This is a genomic window from Chryseobacterium sp. 'Rf worker isolate 10' (genome assembly GCF_050753305.1).
In the GTDB taxonomy this organism is placed as follows: domain Bacteria; phylum Bacteroidota; class Bacteroidia; order Flavobacteriales; family Weeksellaceae; genus Chryseobacterium.
In genome coordinates, this window is record NZ_JBOZOF010000003.1 from 476,034 (window position 1) to 495,116 (window position 19,083).

Here is a 19,083-nt window from a genome sequence, read left to right on the forward strand (position 1 = left end):
AACAATGAAAAATATATATTTTAAAGCGGCGATCTTTAGTGCCATTTCAATGCTGGCGTTCTCGTCTTGTGTAAAAACTGATGATTATGATGTGCCGGAAATCAAATGTACCAACAAATTTGCAGCAGCTAATCACCAGTTATCAGAGCTTGCAACGATTGCAAAAGTAAAACCTGCTGAAGCTGATATCATTAAAGAAGATTATATTGTTGAAGCGTATGTTTCTTCAAGCGATGAGTCTGGAAATATTTATAAAATGATGTTCCTTCAGGATAAGCCTGAGAATCCGACACAAGGTATCGAAATTGATATCGATGGTGGAAACCAGTATCTTGATTTCCCAACAGGAGCTTTAGTAAGAATCAACCTGAAAGGATTGATCGTTCAAGGTGTTAATGGAAACATTAAAGTAGGTTCTTATGATCCTAACTATCCAATCGGTAGAATCAATCCAAACAAAGTTTCAAACTACGTTGCAAGAGTTTGTGACGGACAAAAGCCAGTTGTAGCTGCAATGAAGCCATTGGAGTTTGCTTCTATCTCGGATGCATTGAAAAACGGTGCTCACATCAACCAGCTTGTAAAAATTAAAAACGTTCAGTTTGAAGACCCTGAATTAACAAAAACTTTTGCTGATGAGTCAGCTACAGGTGACCGTTATATTACAGATAAAAAAGCAGGAAGATTAGACCTTCGTTTCAGCAACTACGCTACTTTTGCGAAGTCTCCGATCTCTCCTAAATATGCAAAAAGCGGTGATATTGTTCTTCTTTTAAGCCGTTATACAGGGACAAGCAACACTACAACTTACACAGAGCAGGCTTATATCAGAACACTTGATGATATCAACTTCCCGAATGACAGATTCAACCCAGGTGAGCCGGAAGCTCCTTCTGCTTCTGCTGTAAACCTTTTTGCAGGATCTGATTTCGAAAACTGGGCAACTTTCTTATCAAGTGTAAACAGCTTCGGACTTAAGCCTTATGCTACACAAGGGGTTGGATTAGGATACAATGGTACCAATTCACTTCAGATTAAAGGAACACCTACAGCTAACGATTATGTATTTACATCTATCGCTACTACAGGAATCCCGGCTGTACCGAAAAGAATCACAATGTATATCAAAGGTACTGCAACAGGAAAAACACTTTCTTTCAACGTATATAAAGCAGGTGGAGGTTTCTATGTATTTAACCTAGGAACATTCTCTACAGGTGCTACTTTAGGAGTAGAAAGTGCTAACTCTTACACAGGATCCATCAACACAAACGGACAGTGGAGATTAGTTGAGCTTACTCTTACAGGTATTGCTGACATTAACACAACAGCTGGAAAAGATATGTTCGCTATCAAAACCGGAACTGGTGGAGTTTACGATGTTCAGATTGATAACATCAAAATTGAGTAATACATTAGGCGTTTTTTTTATTAAAAACGACTGATTAGTCATAAATAAAAAGGCTGTTTTCACAATTGAAGACAGCCTTTTTTAAGGTTTTGAGCTTTATCAAACTATAGACTTATTCACTTCTGAGATTCATCTTTACTTCTTGCTCAATGTCACTTTTATCATATTTAAATGGTATTCCAGATAATGACCATCCAACATCATAATAATCATAATTTTTATAGATATGATATTTATTTAAAGAATCAGTAATATCGAATTTATCTAATATCAAATATCCATTTCTAATATTCACAGAATCATAAATAACGAGATATTTTCGCCCATAAATGAATTCTCCGTCTTGATGAGCATTTCTAATAACTCCTTCCTTATAACTAAATGTAAAATCATTCCCCTTTTTACGTGCTCTGTCTCCATAATAAACAGAAGTAATTTCTCCTACAGTATATTTGGCATTTTTAAGTATTATTGCTGCTGGCGGGTTTATAGACTTATATTTTAAAAAATATATGATCCAGCCTATACCACAGATTATGATTATTAATAAAACCTTATTCTCTCTCTTCATTGAATTAAAATTATTTTATTTCTTGATTAACAACATTCAATGCATCGTTAACAACAGCTTGTACACTAATGTACTTCCTCCAATTGACTAGTCCTGAAATATCAATATAAATTAAATGATAAAAATAAATAATAAAACCAGAGCAAATTTATTTTTGCTTTGGTTTTTTGTTTTATACGTTTTTATTTTTAATATGAATTTGATTTGGCGTTAAATAGTGATTTGAAAAATGAGATCTGAACTCATTCGAACCCCCCTGTAAGAGTGATGAATCAGAGATTCTCAGCCAATATCATTGTCCTTTAATGCCTTTTTCAAAGCCATCATGAGGTATCAGCAACATAATGTACGACGATTTAGTTAGAATAAGCATCGGACGACACCGCTAAAAAACAAAAACCACCGCATCAGCAGTGGTTTTATTTATTTTCGTTTATTTAACTGTAATTGTTGGATCCCAGTAAAAGTAACCGTACAGAATCTGTTTGTTACTGTCCTTAGGATCTAAAATATAAAGCCCAAACTGTACATAAAAGTTCTCTGTCCCAGTAGATCTTACTTTTGAATCAATACTGGCAAAGCTGATATCTGCAGAGGTTGCAGGAAGGCCGTTTAAAGAATTTACATCCGGTACAGCAGCTTGCTTTCTTCTGACAGAATTGTATACGAAATTATTAAAAACCTGATCTCCGGACCAGTATTTAATATTGTAAATAATAACTGCGTCATCCGAATTCTGATAAATTGAAGTGCCTCTGAAAGAAACAACATCTCCGGCTCTTGCACTGAAGTTGAGGTCAGCAGAACCTTGTCCTGATATGGCATTGGCATTTGAAACAATCATGTGCTGGCTGTTGTGGTCAATTCCTACAGGTTTATTGGGATCTGTACTGGGACTTTTATATTTTTCCCGTACATAATCCGTGTCAATTACGATCAGGACATCTATTGCCTGACTGGACGATTTAAGTTCTATATCTTCCATGATATTTTAGTTTTGTTTGGTGTTTTCTTACTCATTGGGCTTTTCAGATTCCGCCCCGTGATTAAAGTGATACGGCTTCACCTGTTTGGTTGTAATTACTATACAAATGTACATTGCTGAAAATGAAAATATTAGAGTGGAAATGCTGAAATTTAAGATTACGTATTTGTACTTAATTAATCTCTCTTAAGTGATTTTTTTTGTTATTCTAAAAAAATACCCTGAAAAGTTTAACTTTTCAGGGTACCCATTTATAATGGTTAAATCTAATTCACGTTTAAAAAGAAACCTCGTTTACTTCTTTTCCTCTTTGGAAGTTCATTGTTTTCTGGCTGCCTTTGTAGGCAATATTCACCAGATTGATCTGCTTAGGAAAAGCGCTTAAAAGGATCGTATTTTTAATCTTTAAGGTGCTGATATCCGAAACGCCTCCGGTTTCAAAATACACCCATACAGTTTCTCCGCTGACCTGACTTCCTGTGAAGGTAATCGTTTTAGGAGCGCCATTGACAAATACATCAAAATTATTGTTCACATATTTCTTTACCTCTGCTTCAAATCCTGCCGTATTAGGGTTGATTTTAATAGCGTCAGAGATATGGCTTGTATTCATTTTTGTGGTAAACTTCAATGTCTTGCTTCCATCAATATAGTCCACTTTGGTCATTGAAGAGAAAAAGTCTACATACATAAAACTCATTAACACAAAAAATGTTAAAATTCCTGATATATATAAAAGTTTTTTCATCTTAATTAATAGATTTACAATCATGCTTGCTAGTTTTAAGTCACAAATAATATGCCAATTAGAAATTTACATTCACAGAATATTTATCATAAAAAGCCTTAATGTGTGCTACAGCCTCATCAGCAGTATCTACCACACGATAAAGATCGAGATCATCTTCAGCAATCATGCCTTCTTTTAACAGAGTTGCCTTGAACCAATCCAGCAATCCTCCCCAAAATTCACTTCCTACCAAAACAATTGGGAATTTTCCAATTTTGTTGGTTTGAATCAGGGTCATCGCCTCAGTAAGCTCATCCAAAGTACCAAAACCTCCCGGCATTACTACAAATCCCTGAGAATATTTTACAAACATTACTTTTCTTACGAAAAAGTAATCAAAATTCATGGAATAAGATTTATTGATATAAGGGTTAAAATGCTGTTCAAAAGGAAGATCAATATTAAGTCCGATAGATTTTCCTTTCGCATTGAAAGCTCCTTTATTTCCAGCTTCCATAACCCCAGGACCGCCTCCGGTGATAATTCCGAAACCTAATTTGGTGATTTTTTCAGCGATATCTACAGCCATTTCATAATATTTATTCTCCGGCTTCAGTCGGGCAGAACCAAATATAGAAACACACGGGCCTATTTTGGCCAGTTTTTCGTAGCCATCTACAAATTCAGCCATGACCTTGAAGACCATCCAGCTGTCTTTAGCAATTGTCTCGTCCCAGGTTTTTTGTCTGAAACTGTTGTGTAGTTTTGTTTCGTTAATGTCAAGTTCCGGATTTACTAAACTTTCATCCCTCGTTCCATCAATTTCCATTGCAAAATTTATTTAAAATGTTTTTCGGCTTCTATTATGGACGAAGGTCTTCCAACGTCAATAAGAATACTGTCATGTACAAAACCGTGTATATGCTCGGTCTGCATAAGATCCAGATATTCTTCCATAACAGAAAATTTGCCTGTTCTTTTTATTTTTTCGAAAATGACAGGATTGATGCAGTGAATTCCGCTGAAAGCAAGTGCTTTAAAGCCTTTATTGAATTCAGCCAGTCTTTGTTCACCAGTTTGAACATTCAGCCAGCCCCTCAAAACCATATCATCATTGAAAAGGAGTTTTCTCGAACTTTCTCTGTCCGAAACCGCTAAAGTAGCAAAATCTTTTATCTTTTTGTGGTATTCTACCAACGCATTGATGTTCAGGTCAGTTAGAATATCTGCATTCAGGATTAAAAAATCTTCTCCATGATCAAGAAATTTTCTTGCAAAAATCAAGCCGCCACCTGTTTCCAGAAGCTCATTGGTTTCATCAGAGATTTCAATTTTGCAGCCGAAATTATTGTTTTTATTTAAAAAATCAACAATCTGATCTCCAAAATGATGGATGTTGATCACAAAATCATTTATTCCGAAACTTTTCAGGTATTTGATATTTCTCTCCAGAAGCGGAACTTCGTTTACTTTGGCCAAAGCTTTCGGATGGTGATCTGTAAACGGTTTAAGTCTTGTTCCTTTTCCTGCTGCGAAAATTAAAGCTTTCATTTTTTATAATTGATAAATGGTAATTGATGAATGATAACACTTTGTATCATCAATAAATGATAATTAAATCATTTATCAATGATCACTTATCATTTATTTATTCAGTTGTGGTTGTTCATCGTGATGAAGAGTAACCTCAGTTCCTTCAGGATATTTTTCTTTGATAAATTCTGCAATTTTTATAGCAGAATATACGGATCTGTGCTGTCCGCCAGTACATCCGAAATTGATCTGCAAATGTTCAAAACCTCTTGCAAGATAGTCGTCAATATTAATAGAAACAAGTGATTTTACCAATTCTAAAAACTTAGGCATTTCCGTTTTTGTTTCCAGGTATTCCTGAACTCCGATGTCATTTCCGGTCTGGATTTTATATTCTTCAATTCTTCCGGGATTTAAAATTCCACGGCAGTCAAAAGCGAAACCTCCGCCGTTTCCTGAATGGTCTTTAGGGATTCCTCCTTTTTTGTAAGAAAAACTGTGTATCTCGATGTTTAGCATATTCTTTTATTTTTAAACCATTAAGGCTTATTTAGTTATCTTAAAACTGCTTTGGATTTGCTCAAATATTTCAATCTGTCAGTTTGAGCGGAGCCGAAGACTTACTTATTTATAATTTCCTCAATTTTTTGTTTTGCCTTTTCTGATGTCAGCTGATGAATAACCTTTTTGAGTTCCGGATAATTGTTCATCTGTTCCCAAGAGTCTGCAAACTGGGTTATATTTTGAATTCCTTTTTCAAGGCTGGCCATGAAATGTTGTTTTCTCTGAATCAATCCTCGGAATCCGTATGCTCCTAAAACCTGTAAAAATCTCATCATCTGAATGGGCATCACTGCATTTTTCAGTTGAATTCTTGTTTCATAATTTTCGAACTGCTGGATATAAAATTCCAGCATTTCCTGTTTGAAATCTTCCGGAAAATTGGCTTTTGCCTGAAAAAGAAAAGAGATAACATCGTATAGTAATGGTCCCTTCATTGCAGATTGATAATCAATGAAAGAAACTTCATTTTTCTCATTCACCATAATATTTCTTGCCTGGAAATCACGAATCATAATTCCTTTTGGTTCAAGGTTTTCAACCAGTGCTGCAATTTTTTTGAATTCTTTAAGGAGCGTTGATTTGTTGTATTCAAGTTCCAAAACATCAGCCACAAAGTTTTTAAAATAATAGAGATCATGAATTATGGGAAGTTCATCATAACTTTCATATTCAAAAGTTCTTGAAAAATCAATTTTACCCTGGGTCTGTATTTGTAGTAGAAAAAGTCTTTCTAAGGTCTGCTGTACCAAATCTCTTACAGTGGGTGATAGTTTTTCATCTGTAATTACCTCCGAAAGAGTGTGTTGTCCCAAAAATTCCTGGATGTACATTTTCCTGTCATCAGAAATTGCAAGAATGGAAGGGGTATTAAGGTTCAGACTTGAAAATACTTCAGAGTAGTAAAGGAAACTTTCATTTTCCGGAATGTTTTCATTGTAGGTAATGATGTATTTTTCGGTGCCGGCAGTGGCCAGAAAATTGACCCTAGCAGAGCCGCTTTGAGCTAATGTGACGAATTCGGAAGATTTTTTACCCAAATGGTTTTCAAAAAATCGTTTTGCGTTTTCAGAAGTCATAATATGGAAACAAATATACTAAATTAACGTGAGTTGGAAATAATCGTTTAAAGAAGTAAGAAAAGTGTTAAGATATTGATAGTAAAGATCAGTTGAATATTTGTTTTATCATGGTTTTTTGAGAAAACTATTACGTTTTATCTAGATAATTGTCGGTTTTATGTTTTGATTTTTAACTTTCTTTATTCAAATTCAGGATATTACGGGCTAATTTTTATCTTTGCAGTATGTTGAAAGACTTTAAGCCTGTTTTAGGTATTTTATTGCGTTTTATCATTATTTATCTGGTGTTGCTTTTTGCTTACCAGCTCTATCTTAATAGTGGCAAGGATGCCGGTTTGGATTCTTTTTCCAGGATCATTGCCAATCAGGTAATGTCTATACAGAATGTGATAGGATATCCTACGCAGCTTTATGATGATGTAAAGAATGAACAGGTGTGGTTTTATGTAAAACAAAGATATGAAACAAGAATGGTGGAGGGCTGTAATGCTGTTTCTGTTATCATTCTATTTGTTTCTTTTGTTTTTGCATTTTATAAAGGAGCCAAGACCTTTGTTTTTGTAGGAGTGGGATTGGTTTTATTGTATATCATGAATCTCCTGAGAATTGTAGGTTTAAATATCGTAATGGTTGATCATAAGGAATATGGAAAAATGTTTCATGACTCCATTTTCCCTGCTGTTATTTATGGAACGGTTGTTTTGCTTTGGCTGGTCTGGATTAAATTTTTTGCTTTACAACATGAAAATTCTTAATTGGCTTTTGGTTATAACAGGAATTTGCGGATTGATAGGAGTGAGGACTCTGGAGGATACCCTTTTTTATGATCCTTTCCTTAATTACTTTCATGAAGCAAATAAAAATATCGAATTCCCCGCATTTGAATGGGGGAAACTGATTGGTGGACATCTATTTAGATTTGTCTTAAATCTTCTGTTTTCCTGCATGATTATTCATGGGTTATTTCGAAATAAACAATGGACATTGCAGGGAGCTGTGATGATTACGATTGTATTTATAATCTCTCTGCCAATTTATCTATATTGCATTTCAGACAAATTCGAGATAGGATATCTTTTTTCTTTTTATATGCGAAGGTTTGTAATTCAACCTTTGACTATCCTCTTGATTGTTCCGATGTTCTATTATAGAAAGCAGATGATTGGTAAAGAAAGTGTAGGAAATTAGGAAGATTATTGTTTCTATAAGCTATTCTACAGTGTGTTTATCTACACTGGTTACATTTTCCGGAGTCCATTCTACACGCTTCACAAAGTCTTTTTCACGGACAGGACATTCTTTGATCTGACATACCGGGCATGAGATCGGTTTACAGTCATCCATATGGAAATTAAACTCAATAGTTCGTTTAATGTTTTTGGCAAGAAGAATTATTACTTTTTCCATTTCGCCATGGGCATCCCGAAGGTCGTAATACCATGGTAATGTTATATGAGCATCAATATGCAGAGAAGAACCAAACTGCTGGATTTTCATATTATGTACATCTATCCATTCTGCATGTCTGTTTTCTTCAAGGATTCTAATGACCTGATTTAATATTTCAGGATCCTGTTCATCCATAATGCCACTCAACGATTTTCGGACGATTTTATAGCCTACAAATATGATATAAAGCCCAAAAGTAAGTGCCACTACAGAATCCAGCCAATATATTTTAGTAAAATAAACAATAATTAAACTTCCTACTACTCCAAGGGTCGTAATGGTATCGGATTGAAGATGTTTTCCGGATGAAATCAGAACCAGAGAATTTTCTCTTTCTCCTTTTTTTATAGAAATATATCCCAGAAGATAATTGATAATAGCGGTGGCTGCGATAATCCATATCCCCAGATCTATTTTACTAAGTGTTTTTCCTACAATAAGACTGTGGATTCCTTCGTAGATAATCATAACACCGGCTATGGCAATCAAAGCTCCTTCGATACCGGAAGTTACGAATTCTACTTTCCCATGGCCGTAAGGATGGTCTTCATCCTTAGGTTTGGCTGCAAGATGGAGAGAATACAATCCCATGAATGCACTAATGACATTGACAATACTTTCCATGGCATCGGAAAATACAGCGTCGGAATTGGTAAGTTTCCAGGCAATAATCTTTCCGATAAAAAGAATCACTCCAAACACTGCAATAAGTTTTTGAAATCCTATTTTCTCTTTGTGGGTATTTTTCTGGGTAGTCATATGAAGAGTTTGATAAAAAAAAGAATCTCAATTTTGAGACTCTTTTTTATTTTGTTAGTTTATACTAAGTTGTTTGCTACAAGGTATTCTGCAATTTGTACAGCGTTTGTTGCTGCTCCTTTCCTCAGATTGTCTGCTACGATCCAGAGGTTGAGCGTTTTGGGCTGTGACAGATCCCTTCTGATTCTTCCTACGAAAACTTCGTCTTTTCCTTCAGAATATAACGGCATCGGGTAGTGGTTGTTTTTTACATCATCCATTACGATTACCCCTGGAGTTTCGGATAAGATTTTTCTTACTTCATCCAGTTCAAATTCATTTTCGAACTCGATGTTTACACTTTCAGAATGTCCTCCCTGAACCGGAACTCTTACAGCTGTTGCTGTTAAGTTGAAGGTATCATCTCCTAAAATTTTCTTAGGCTCCTTCATCAGTTTGATTTCTTCTTTTGTATAATCGTCATCTGCAAATACATCACAGTGCGGCAATGCATTTTTGAAGATCTGATAAGGATATACTTTTTCAGTAGAATCATCTCCGCTGATTTCACCATTTAATTGGTCTACAGCAGCTTTACCCGTTCCTGTTACAGACTGATACGTAGAAACGATTACTCTTTTTAAATCATATTTCTTGTTCAAAGGTCCAAGAACCATTACCAACTGAATGGTAGAACAATTCGGATTTGCAATGATTTTATCTTCTTTTGTTAAAACGTCAGCATTGATTTCAGGAACGACTAATTTTTTGTCAGGATCCATTCTCCATGCAGAAGAATTATCAATTACTGTTGTTCCTGCTTCTGCAAATAAAGGAGCGAATTCAAGAGAGGTAGAACCACCCGCAGAGAAGATTGCAATATCCGGTTTGGCAGCTATAGCGTCCTTCATGCTTACGATGGTAAATTCCTTCTGTTTATACTTCACCTTCTTGCCTACAGATCTTTCGGATGCTACCGGGATTAATTCTGTTACAGGGAAGTTTCTCTCCTCCAAAACTTTAAGCATAACTTGTCCAACCATTCCTGTTGAACCTACTACAGCTACTTTCATTGATTTAATTAAAAATTTAAGATTAAACTATTTATAAATTATAACGCATATAATTTTTCTTTATTTTTTTAAGCCCCAAAGACTCTTACCCAAGGGAATGCGAAAGCAAATAAACCTGCCGCAATCAGTCCCATAAACACTACTCCTAAAGAGATAGTATCATTGGATTTTACTTTTTTGTTAACAATAGTCATCAAAACTGCTGCCACTAACATAGAGAATGGATGCTCAACAAATGTTTGTCTGCTGTAGGTGTCTTTCATTAATGTTCCTGCATCTAAAGCAGCTTTGAAACCTGGAGAAAATATGAATAACAAGCATATTCCTAATAAAAACTGAACGTGGAAGAAAATCATCGTGAAGAGCGTTGTCTTCTTCAAAAACTTGTTCACTTTTCCACTGAAGCCAAACATAGTAGCTAAAAGTGCAATGATAAATAGTGCCACTAAAAGAAGTTCCAAATACCCGAATCCTTTGTGTGCACTAAGAAAAATCTTGTAAAAATCCATAATCCTATTTTTTTGTACACAAAGATAACAAAAATCCCGGCTCAAAGCCGGGATTGATATTTATAAAATCTAATATTGTGATATTATTAGAAGTTGAATGATAAGGTTGCTGCCCAAGTAGTTCCGAATCCGAAATAAGCACGGTTACCCGTTGCAATACCATTGTACATCATACCAAGTTGCTCATATGTCTTCTTAGCTGTGTTATTTGATCCGTCAGCAAGTTTAGTCGGTACATCATTAGCAAAAACACTTGTAGCTGAATCAGAGATATAAATCTTATCAAATAGGTTGTAAACGTTAGCTCCGATTGTGAAATACTGAGCTTCGTTTTTCAATCTGATTTTGTAAGAGAAACCTACATCGAATAAGTTGAAATCAGGTAATTTCAATACTCCTCTGTCCTGAGCTGAAATATTTGTGAATGTTCCTGCGTCAATAGTAGAATAAAGTTTTCCTACATATCTCCATGTTCCGAAGATATTAAGATCTTTTACTGGTTTTACAGTAAGACCTAATGATGCTGTCATTTGAGGAATGCTGTTGTTGCTTGATCCTCCTACTTTTACTTTATCCAGGTATAGTTCGCTTCCTGATGAGCCAGCTAAAGTAACAGGATTGTTATTATCATCGAAAGAAGCTACACTAGCATTTCCTTTGTAATAGTAATCTCCCCAAGAGAACATACCCTGAACTTCTAAGAAACGGTTAGGTTTGTATACTCCATCAAATTCTACTCCTTGGTGAACTTCTGTAATACCATTGATTTCAGAATAACCTGTAGTAGTTGAACCGTCTGCTAAAGTGAAAGTTTGACCTGTTTTTCTTAACCACCTGTCTTTCCACTGTGTTCTGTAAACGTTAACATTTGCAGTGAATTTTGCAGATCTGAATCCATAACCAATTTCAGCAGAAGAAATTTTCTCGTTAGTTAGAGTTGGGTTTACCAGCTGTTGGTTACTTGGATAAACTGTGTTAAGGAATGGCTGTTTGCTATAAAAACCTAAGTTAGCAAAAACATTGTGGTGCTCGTTGATGTTATAGTTAGCACCCCCTTTAACATTATATCCGAAAATATTTTTGAATCCAGTTTTTGTGTTTACTGTTTGTCCTTTTAATGTACTTCCATCTACTACATAGTTATCAATTCTTTGGTAACCTTGGTTAGATACGGAACCTTGTAAGAATGCAGATAAATTATCTTTGGTATATTCTACCTGTGCAAATCCACTGTACCAAAGTACTTCTCCATCGTTGCTGTATCCTACCTGATCTTCAGCTGGAGCTAATTTCCCTCCGAAAGGATTCCAGGTAAGTTTTTTATAATCGTAAAGAGCATTTACGATTCTTGGTGCTGCTATATTTTTGTTAGCATTATCTTTGTACCCTTTTGCTCCGTAAAGATCTGTAAGAACCTGATAGTGGTAACCATAATAGTATCTGTCATCTGTACCTATTGAGAAGTTCCAGTTGTCATTAATTTTGTGTTGGAAGTTAGCCAAGATACCATACCAGTTGTGAGAGTTGATATTTGATCTACGAACCAAAGTACTTCCTGCACCTGCGGTATTTAAATTAACTGCTGCGTTAGCTGCAAAAATAGCGTCATAGTTGAAGTGACCTGCTGCATCATAGAAATCAGTCATTCCTTTTCCTCCTACTTTACCTAATTCACCAGTTCCACCACCTCTACCATTAGACATGTATAAAACTGTACTTAACTTAGACTTTTCGCTCATTGTCCAGTCCCAGTTTAGCATCATTACCGGCTTAGCGTAGTAGTTTGATCTGTTTGCTAAAGCAACTTTGTTCCCGTTAGCATCAGTGTAGTATCCAAAGTCTGAATTATATCTTCTATATGGAGATCCATCATGATCTGGGTTATAGTTGATATAGTTTTGGATTGTTGGAGCAAAAGTTCTTTGATCGTGCCACTGAGGAGCAGATGTTATTGTAAACTGTAAGTTATGTTTTTTGTTGATTTCATAACCTAATGCAAAGAAATATGCATAAGATTCATAATCTGTATTTTCAATGTAAGTACCTCCTGCTTGTCTGCTCATTAAGAATGATGCAGAAATACCGTCTTTAGATTTTCCGGTATTGTAAGAAAAGGAAGTTTTTAAGTAATCGTTGTTACCAACTCCTAATCTGATTACCCCTCCTTTTTTCATATCAGCAGAACGGGTAAGGAAGTTTACTGTACCTCCTACAGAAGCAATAGCTAATTTCGAAGAACCTAAACCTCTCTGAACTTGTAATGTACTTGTTACATCAGATAATCCAGTCCAGTTTGAGAAATAAACAGCGCCACCTTCCATATCGTTAACTGGCATACCGTTTACCATTACAGCGATGTTTCTTGATTCGAAACCTCTGATTGTAAGACCTCCATCACCAAAACCACCTCCGGATTTTGTAGCGTAAACTGATGGAGTAGTATTCAAAATCTCAGGTAGCTCCTGGTTACCTAATCTTTCTGCAAGTTGTGCTGCTTTAATTGTAGATGCAGCAACAGGTGTTTTTCTATCTTTAGCGATATCCGTTACACCTCTTAAGATTACCTCATCAATATCTTTAGACTTAGCTTGCGCTGTATCCTGAACTTGTTGAGAGTAATAAACACTAGCTGTAGATAAAGTAATAACCGCAGTTAGTATCGATTTGTTGATTAATTTCATAATCGTTAGTAATAATTAGATTTAATTTTCTGCAAAATTCGCAAAATAAAATTTAACTATTATTAACTCAATGTTAATTTTTAATCAGTCTTAATAATGTTAAAGTATTGAAATTCAATATTATGGCTAAAAATTGAATTTTTGTATGAAAAAAGTCATGTTATTGAATTTTTAACAAAGGGGGTGTGTTTTTGTTAAAAATTCAAAGCTATTTCACTGCTTTGAGACTCAAATCAATATTCTCAGCAGAGTGTGTAAGGGCTCCTACAGAGATAAATGTAACTCCTGTTGAAGCAATTTCTTTAAGCATATCACGGGTAATTCCACCTGAAGCTTCAGACTCACATGAACCATTGATCATTTGTACAGCCTGCTTCATAGTTTCTACATCCATATTATCAAGCATAATTCTGTCAACTTTTGCTTTGATTGCTTCCTGAACTTCTTCCAGGTTTCTTGTTTCAACTTCTATTTTTAACTTTTTCTTATTCTTTTTAACATAGTCTTTCGCCATTGCTACTGCATTGGTAATGCTGCCGTTGTAATCAATGTGATTGTCTTTCAGCATAATCATATCATAAAGACCATATCTGTGATTGGTTCCTCCTCCAATGGCAACAGCCCATTTTTCACACATTCTGAAATTTGGAGTTGTTTTTCTGGTATCTAAAAGTTTAGTTTTTGTACCTACTAATCTTGAATCCCAATCGTGAGTAAGGGTTGCAATACCGCTCATTCTTTGCATACAGTTGAGAACAAATCGTTCTGTAGAAAGGATAGATCTTGCGCTTCCAGTTACAATAAGTGCTATATCTCCGAATTTACAAGGAGTTCCATCTTTAATGAAAACCTCAATTTTTAAATTTTTATCAAAAGTGTTGAAAATGATTTCAGCCAACTCAACGCCTGCAAGAATACAGTCTTGTTTTACCAGAAGCTTTGCACTTTGTACAAGATCCTGTGGAATGGTAGAAAGGGTAGAGTGATCACCATCCTGAATGTCTTCTTCAAGGGCGTTTTTTATAAATGCTTTTAATGCTTTATCTGTTACGTATGCTGGTCTTTTCATTGTGTGATGCTTTTAAGCTAAATCTTTATTATAAAATGCTCCTTTGTTCTCTGTCATTTCCATAGACTGGCTAATGATAAGGTGTGCAACGGTAGTTAAGTTTCTTAATTCTGAAAGTTGTGGCGAAAGAATGGAGTAGTGATATATTTCGTCCACGGCAGCCGCAATCTCCTGGTGTTTCTGTAATGCCATATTCAGACGTCTGTTGCTTCTTACAATACCTACCAGATCACTCATCATTTCCTGAAGCTGTTTTCTGAGATAGCTGACGATGACCATTTCGTCCATGATTTTCATTCCTTCTTCATTCCATTCCGGAACGGCTTTCAGATCGTCAAAGTTGAAATTGTTTTCATTCAGAAGATTTACAGTTTTCATAGCAGCATTATGTCCGAAAACTAAACCTTCCAACAATGAATTGGAAGCTAATCTGTTGGCTCCGTGCAGTCCTGAGTTGGTGCATTCTCCTACAGCAAAAAGATTTCTGATGGAAGACTGTCCGTCTCTGTCTACTTCAATTCCTCCCATTAAGTAATGGCAGGCAGGTACGACAGGTATTAATTGGGTGAAAGGATCAATTCCTTCGTCTTTACATTTTTTATAGATGTTCGGGAAGTGTTCCAGAAATTTTTCATGGTTCATTTCCTTACAATCTAAACCGACAAATTCGTCTCCGGTAATTTTCATTTCGGCGTCGATAGCTCTTGCTACAATATCTCTTGATGCAAGTTCTTCACGTTCATCATATTTATGCATGAATTTTTCGCCTCTTTTGGTTCTTAATTTTGCTCCGTCTCCACGAACGGCCTCTGAAATTAAGAACAGCATTCCATCCATTTTGCTGTATAAAGCTGTTGGGTGAAACTGATAATATTGCATATTGGAAACCATTCCTTTGGCACGGGCTACAAAAGCAATTCCGTCTCCTGTTGCAATCGTGGGATTGGTGGTATTTTTATAAACATGTCCGGCACCTCCTGTGGCAACCAGTGTTATTTTAGAAGTGATTTTTTTGATTGTCTTGGACTTTTCATCCAGAATATAAGCGCCATAGCAATGGATGTCTCCTTCGTTAAGTTCTTTTCCCGGAACATGGTGCTGTGTAATGATGTCAATTACATAATGATGGTCAAGGATTTCAATATTCGGGCTGCTGTTGGCCGTTTGCAGTAGAGCACGTTCAATTTCAAAACCTGTGATATCTTTATGGTGGACGATTCTGTTTTCAGTATGGCCACCTTCTCTTCCTAAGGCAAATTTGCCGTTCTTCATATCGAACTGAGCACCCCATTCTACAATTTCGTTGAATCTTGCAGGGGCTTCTCTTACCACCATCTCTACAACATCGCGCTTGTTTTCTCCGTCTCCGGCACGCATGGTATCATCAATATGCTTTTGGAAATTGTCATTCTGAAAATCTGTGACCACAGCCAGACCGCCTTGAGCGTATTTGGTGTTGCTTTCGTCTTCGTCAGATTTTGTTACTATAATGATTTTGGCATCAGGGAGCTGTTCAGAAACTTTAATGGCATAGGAAAGTCCGGAAATGCCGGAACCGATTACTAATACATCCGCTTTTATCATATGCTTGCTTTAGGTACAATCGTTTAAAATATTAAATAAATTTAAACAATTTTTCGTTTGGTTTTCTTACTTTTTTCATGTGCTGGAAAAGGTCTTCTTCAGAACGGTAGCCTAAAGCTAGGGTAACAGTTACTTTTTCTGTTTCGGGATCTATATTTAGAATTTCTTCTATAAGATCCTGACGGAAGCCTTCCATAGGGCAAGAGTCTATATTTTCGATAGCAGCAGCGTACATAAGATTAGCTAATACGATATAAGATTGTTTTTCTGCCCAATTGAAAATTTCATCCTGCGTTTTTTGGGTAATATGCTGATTAATACTGTTTCTAAAAGGATCCAGTTTTTCAATTGGAGTATCTCTTACTTCAGAAATATGATTAAAATAACCTCGGATATAGTTCTCTTCAATGATTTTCTTCGAAATAATAACGATAAGATGAGAACAGGTGGAAATTTGAGAAGGATTATAAAAAGCCGGAATCAGTTTCTGTTTCATTTCCTCACTCTCAACAATCACAATTTTATAAGGCTGAAGTCCCAGCGAACTGGCAGACAGCTTTCCTGACTCAAGAATGTTGTGAAGAGTTTCCTGAGGAATAATCTGATGATTGAATTTTTTTACAGAATATCTTCTGCTTAAAGCTTCCAAATAATTCATAGGACAAATTTAAGAATTGAATATGAATAAAGAGTCTTTAAAATGAAATATCTCCTCCCTGCTAATACAAAAAATCACCCCGGCTGGCGGGGTGATTCTTTTGATGTGATGGAAAGTGTAATTATTCTCTGTTTTTTACAACAATCCAGCCTGAGAATTTTATCGGAGTGCTGTTTTTATTATTTTCATTCCATGAAACAGAATACCAGTAATTTCCTGTAGGAACTTTTTTGCTTCCATTGGTAGTACCTGCCCATTTGTAGCCATTTGTTTTATCTGCCTGGAACATTTTATAGCCATATCTGTCGAAGATGGCAATTTCCAGATTTTGTTTGTTGGCTAATGCAGAGTAATCTACAAAATCATTAATACCGTCATCGTTAGGTGTAATCACATTGATAAGATTAGGTACTGTGATATTGATTTCAACAGGAATACATTTGTAACCGTCTCTTACATATACTTTAGCTTCTCCTCTGGCAATATTGGTAAAGACATTGGAATCCTGCCAGTTAATGTTATCCATAGAATATTGATAAGGAGGAGTTCCGCCATTGGCATATATAGTCACGGTGCTTCCTGAAATGTCAACAGTGGTAATGACTGGATTATCAGAAGGGTATACTGTTACTTTCTGTGTAGCGATACAGTCTCCTGTTTTAAGTTTTACCCAATAAGTACCTACGCCTACATTCTTGATAGACTGTGTGGTAGCTCCTGTGCTCCATTCGTAGCTTTTGAAGCCTGCTCCTGCGTCTAAGGTTGTCGTGTTTTCAATACAGATTGTTTGGTCATGTAAGGTTCTTGAATAAACAGCAGGTATTACTGTTAAGGTTACTTTAGCAATAGAATAACATCCGTCTGCACTGAATACTTTAATATAAACTACCCCATTAGGAGCAATGTATGCCGTCGGAGTTGAAATTGTATTAGTTCCACTGATGGCATCAGTTAATGATGGGTAATACTCTTTTGTAAGTCCGCCTTGAGAAACTACAGCTGCAACAAGATTAAAAGAAGCCATAGATGGGTTGCTTTCAATAAAGCATGATTTTATTTCGATATCATTGACAACAACAACGGGATAAATGTTCAGTGTGATTTTGGATGTACTTACACAGCCTTGAGGAGTGGTTACCTTTACATATATTGTAGCTGCTGCAGAAGCATACGCTGAAGGATTTGTAATCTGGTTCGTGCCATTATTCAAGTCATATAATGTAGGGTAGAATTGCTTGGTTACACCAGTAACGGTTGTTACAGCAGCTGTGTTAAGATCAAATGTTGCTGTTCCGGCATTGTTGTTATTACATCCGGTAAGGCTGGCGTCTGTTGCTGCAAATGGAGTAGGATTAAGCTGAATGACTCCGTCACCATTATCACAAAGAGTAGAAGTAGGATCTTTTACAACCACCTTAATAGTTGTATTTCCTGAATACTGGAAACTCGTAGGATTGGCAATAGGAGTAGAACTTCCCAATACATAATAAGTGAAAATATAATTTCCTGGATTATTTACAAATTGAGAATTATAAGAAGTAAGATCTACTGTACCATTTCCGGTAGCAGGATTTGTACATACGAACGGCGTGATCGTATTGCTTAAAATAGGAACTTTATCTACGAAAACTTTTACGTCTTTAATAGAATGTCTCGCGCTGGCACCTCCGGTTGCTGCGGAGAAACCAAAATACCCCTGTGACATTCCTACCGCACCCCCAGAAGGAGCAAAAGACTGATCCACGATAAGCACACCATTTATTCTTACTTTGATAATCCAGTTGGTTGGATTGGTAAGATCTGTTTCTCCATTTACTTCAACGTGTCTGTAGGTATCTCCTACAAATGGCTGAGTGGCAATAAGGTCAGGAGAGTGGAATGTACTTCCTGGCGTAGTATTGTATTCGATATTGTTACCTGCTGTATTATTCGTTCCGTAAAGAATATGAACTTTACTCATCTGTCCTTCTGTGGTATTGTTGAAGATATCAAAACCAACCATCAGTCCGGAAGCATTGGCAGGAATACCTAATCCTCCTCCTGATACAAATCCTGTCGGTGGGTTTGCAAGATACCAGAAAGTAAAGCCGTCCCCTTTTCCAAATTGTGTAGTTCCGTTTCCGTCAATTCTGAAGTCGAATTCCACTTTCCATTTGTCACAATAGCTAAGGGTGATTGGGGTGGATAATTTTACAGCTCCGTATTTGCTGGTCTGATCAGTTGTAAGTCGTACAAAGTCTCCGCTTACGATAGCGTCAGAGACAAGATCCCAGCCCGTTGTATTTACGGGGTTTCCGGTAAGCTGATAGGTTTGTGAAAATAATTTTCCCGGCAAGCATAATAAGATAGTCAGTACAAAAATGAGTATATCTTTTTTCATAGTGGATGGATTGTGATGTTATACTTTTTCTTAGAAATAAAATTGTTTTTTAATGTTTGGATTGGCTAT

At 36.0% G+C, this 19,083-nt stretch carries 18 protein-coding genes; 3 read left to right on the plus strand and 15 right to left on the minus strand.

Translation table 11 applies throughout. The annotated features are described in order from the left end of the window. Positions 1–4: 4 nt before the first annotated feature. Complete coding sequence (locus tag LKL37_RS16530; RefSeq protein ID WP_431611593.1) at positions 5–1,411, plus strand: DUF5689 domain-containing protein; 1,407 nt, start codon at positions 5–7, stop codon at positions 1,409–1,411. A 112-nt stretch (positions 1,412–1,523) separates the two neighbouring features. Here the strand turns inward: LKL37_RS16530 and LKL37_RS16535 are convergent, their stop codons facing one another. From LKL37_RS16535 to LKL37_RS16565, 7 genes are all read right to left on the minus strand, one after another. Further along, positions 1,524–1,982: a hypothetical protein gene (locus LKL37_RS16535; RefSeq protein WP_431611594.1), complete on the minus strand. Its 459-nt coding sequence runs from the start codon at positions 1,980–1,982 to the stop codon at positions 1,524–1,526. Positions 1,983–2,415: 433 nt separating this feature from the next. Continuing rightward, a complete protein-coding gene (locus LKL37_RS16540; protein ID WP_431611595.1) occupies positions 2,416–2,967 on the minus strand; it encodes an inclusion body family protein in 552 nt (183 codons plus the stop codon). 277 nt (positions 2,968–3,244) lie between these two features. Then, the gene (locus LKL37_RS16545; protein WP_027371877.1) at positions 3,245–3,715 is read right to left on the minus strand and encodes a DUF6702 family protein; all 471 of its coding nucleotides are present in this window, start codon (positions 3,713–3,715) and stop codon (positions 3,245–3,247) included. A gap of 58 nt (positions 3,716–3,773) precedes the next feature. After that, positions 3,774–4,526, minus strand: coding sequence for a TIGR00730 family Rossman fold protein (locus LKL37_RS16550; RefSeq protein WP_105700551.1), 753 nt, complete (start codon positions 4,524–4,526; stop codon positions 3,774–3,776). A gap of 8 nt (positions 4,527–4,534) precedes the next feature. Then, complete coding sequence (locus LKL37_RS16555; protein ID WP_431611597.1) at positions 4,535–5,248, minus strand: nucleotidyltransferase family protein; 714 nt, start codon at positions 5,246–5,248, stop codon at positions 4,535–4,537. A gap of 93 nt (positions 5,249–5,341) precedes the next feature. Continuing rightward, positions 5,342–5,749: a RapZ C-terminal domain-containing protein gene (locus LKL37_RS16560; protein WP_431611598.1), complete on the minus strand. Its 408-nt coding sequence runs from the start codon at positions 5,747–5,749 to the stop codon at positions 5,342–5,344. A gap of 101 nt (positions 5,750–5,850) precedes the next feature. Continuing rightward, positions 5,851–6,870 carry an aminoglycoside phosphotransferase family protein gene (locus LKL37_RS16565; protein WP_431611599.1) on the minus strand — a complete coding sequence of 340 codons (1,020 nt, stop codon included), beginning with the start codon at positions 6,868–6,870 and terminating at the stop codon, positions 5,851–5,853. 227 nt (positions 6,871–7,097) lie between these two features. Between LKL37_RS16565 and xrtF the strand changes: the two genes are divergently transcribed. Beyond that, on the plus strand, positions 7,098–7,628 hold the full coding sequence (gene xrtF / locus LKL37_RS16570) for an exosortase family protein XrtF (protein WP_431611600.1): 531 nt from the start codon (positions 7,098–7,100) through the stop codon (positions 7,626–7,628). After that, entirely contained in the window at positions 7,615–8,061 is a 447-nt protein-coding gene (locus tag LKL37_RS16575; RefSeq protein WP_431611601.1) for an exosortase F system-associated membrane protein, read from the plus strand. Before xrtF ends, LKL37_RS16575 begins: the two co-directional genes overlap by 14 nt. Before the next feature lie 21 nt (positions 8,062–8,082). Here the strand turns inward: LKL37_RS16575 and LKL37_RS16580 are convergent, their stop codons facing one another. The 8 genes from LKL37_RS16580 to LKL37_RS16615 all read right to left on the minus strand — a co-directional run bounded on the left by LKL37_RS16580 (position 8,083) and on the right by LKL37_RS16615 (position 19,014). Then, complete coding sequence (locus tag LKL37_RS16580) at positions 8,083–9,081, minus strand: cation diffusion facilitator family transporter (protein WP_431611602.1); 999 nt, start codon at positions 9,079–9,081, stop codon at positions 8,083–8,085. 59 nt (positions 9,082–9,140) lie between these two features. Next, complete coding sequence (locus LKL37_RS16585; RefSeq protein ID WP_047427247.1) at positions 9,141–10,133, minus strand: aspartate-semialdehyde dehydrogenase; 993 nt, start codon at positions 10,131–10,133, stop codon at positions 9,141–9,143. Positions 10,134–10,201: 68 nt separating this feature from the next. Then, positions 10,202–10,642, minus strand: coding sequence for a hypothetical protein (locus LKL37_RS16590; RefSeq protein WP_431611603.1), 441 nt, complete (start codon positions 10,640–10,642; stop codon positions 10,202–10,204). 86 nt (positions 10,643–10,728) lie between these two features. Next, entirely contained in the window at positions 10,729–13,323 is a 2,595-nt protein-coding gene (locus LKL37_RS16595; protein WP_431611604.1) for a TonB-dependent receptor, read from the minus strand. A gap of 208 nt (positions 13,324–13,531) precedes the next feature. Then, positions 13,532–14,392, minus strand: coding sequence for a carboxylating nicotinate-nucleotide diphosphorylase (gene nadC, locus LKL37_RS16600; protein ID WP_431611605.1), 861 nt, complete (start codon positions 14,390–14,392; stop codon positions 13,532–13,534). 12 nt (positions 14,393–14,404) lie between these two features. Further along, positions 14,405–15,976 carry an L-aspartate oxidase gene (nadB, locus tag LKL37_RS16605; RefSeq protein WP_431611606.1) on the minus strand — a complete coding sequence of 524 codons (1,572 nt, stop codon included), beginning with the start codon at positions 15,974–15,976 and terminating at the stop codon, positions 14,405–14,407. 31 nt (positions 15,977–16,007) lie between these two features. Continuing rightward, the gene (locus LKL37_RS16610; protein WP_431611607.1) at positions 16,008–16,634 is read right to left on the minus strand and encodes an NAD(P)H-dependent oxidoreductase; all 627 of its coding nucleotides are present in this window, start codon (positions 16,632–16,634) and stop codon (positions 16,008–16,010) included. Between the two features lie 121 nt (positions 16,635–16,755). After that, the gene (locus tag LKL37_RS16615) at positions 16,756–19,014 is read right to left on the minus strand and encodes a T9SS type B sorting domain-containing protein (protein WP_431611608.1); all 2,259 of its coding nucleotides are present in this window, start codon (positions 19,012–19,014) and stop codon (positions 16,756–16,758) included. Positions 19,015–19,083 lie beyond the last annotated feature (69 nt).

Coding starts and splice junctions, on each gene's coding strand:
- LKL37_RS16530 (WP_431611593.1), top strand. CDS start 5: ATGAAAAATATATATTTTAAAGCGGCGATCTTTAGTGCCATTTCAATG.
- LKL37_RS16535 (WP_431611594.1), bottom strand. CDS start 1,982: ATGAAGAGAGAGAATAAGGTTTTATTAATAATCATAATCTGTGGTATA.
- LKL37_RS16540 (WP_431611595.1), bottom strand. CDS start 2,967: ATGGAAGATATAGAACTTAAATCGTCCAGTCAGGCAATAGATGTCCTG.
- LKL37_RS16545 (WP_027371877.1), bottom strand. CDS start 3,715: ATGAAAAAACTTTTATATATATCAGGAATTTTAACATTTTTTGTGTTA.
- LKL37_RS16550 (WP_105700551.1), bottom strand. CDS start 4,526: ATGGAAATTGATGGAACGAGGGATGAAAGTTTAGTAAATCCGGAACTT.
- LKL37_RS16555 (WP_431611597.1), bottom strand. CDS start 5,248: ATGAAAGCTTTAATTTTCGCAGCAGGAAAAGGAACAAGACTTAAACCG.
- LKL37_RS16560 (WP_431611598.1), bottom strand. CDS start 5,749: ATGCTAAACATCGAGATACACAGTTTTTCTTACAAAAAAGGAGGAATC.
- LKL37_RS16565 (WP_431611599.1), bottom strand. CDS start 6,870: ATGACTTCTGAAAACGCAAAACGATTTTTTGAAAACCATTTGGGTAAA.
- xrtF (WP_431611600.1), top strand. CDS start 7,098: ATGTTGAAAGACTTTAAGCCTGTTTTAGGTATTTTATTGCGTTTTATC.
- LKL37_RS16575 (WP_431611601.1), top strand. CDS start 7,615: ATGAAAATTCTTAATTGGCTTTTGGTTATAACAGGAATTTGCGGATTG.
- LKL37_RS16580 (WP_431611602.1), bottom strand. CDS start 9,081: ATGACTACCCAGAAAAATACCCACAAAGAGAAAATAGGATTTCAAAAA.
- LKL37_RS16585 (WP_047427247.1), bottom strand. CDS start 10,133: ATGAAAGTAGCTGTAGTAGGTTCAACAGGAATGGTTGGACAAGTTATG.
- LKL37_RS16590 (WP_431611603.1), bottom strand. CDS start 10,642: ATGGATTTTTACAAGATTTTTCTTAGTGCACACAAAGGATTCGGGTAT.
- LKL37_RS16595 (WP_431611604.1), bottom strand. CDS start 13,323: ATGAAATTAATCAACAAATCGATACTAACTGCGGTTATTACTTTATCT.
- nadC (WP_431611605.1), bottom strand. CDS start 14,392: ATGAAAAGACCAGCATACGTAACAGATAAAGCATTAAAAGCATTTATA.
- nadB (WP_431611606.1), bottom strand. CDS start 15,976: ATGATAAAAGCGGATGTATTAGTAATCGGTTCCGGCATTTCCGGACTT.
- LKL37_RS16610 (WP_431611607.1), bottom strand. CDS start 16,634: ATGAATTATTTGGAAGCTTTAAGCAGAAGATATTCTGTAAAAAAATTC.
- LKL37_RS16615 (WP_431611608.1), bottom strand. CDS start 19,014: ATGAAAAAAGATATACTCATTTTTGTACTGACTATCTTATTATGCTTG.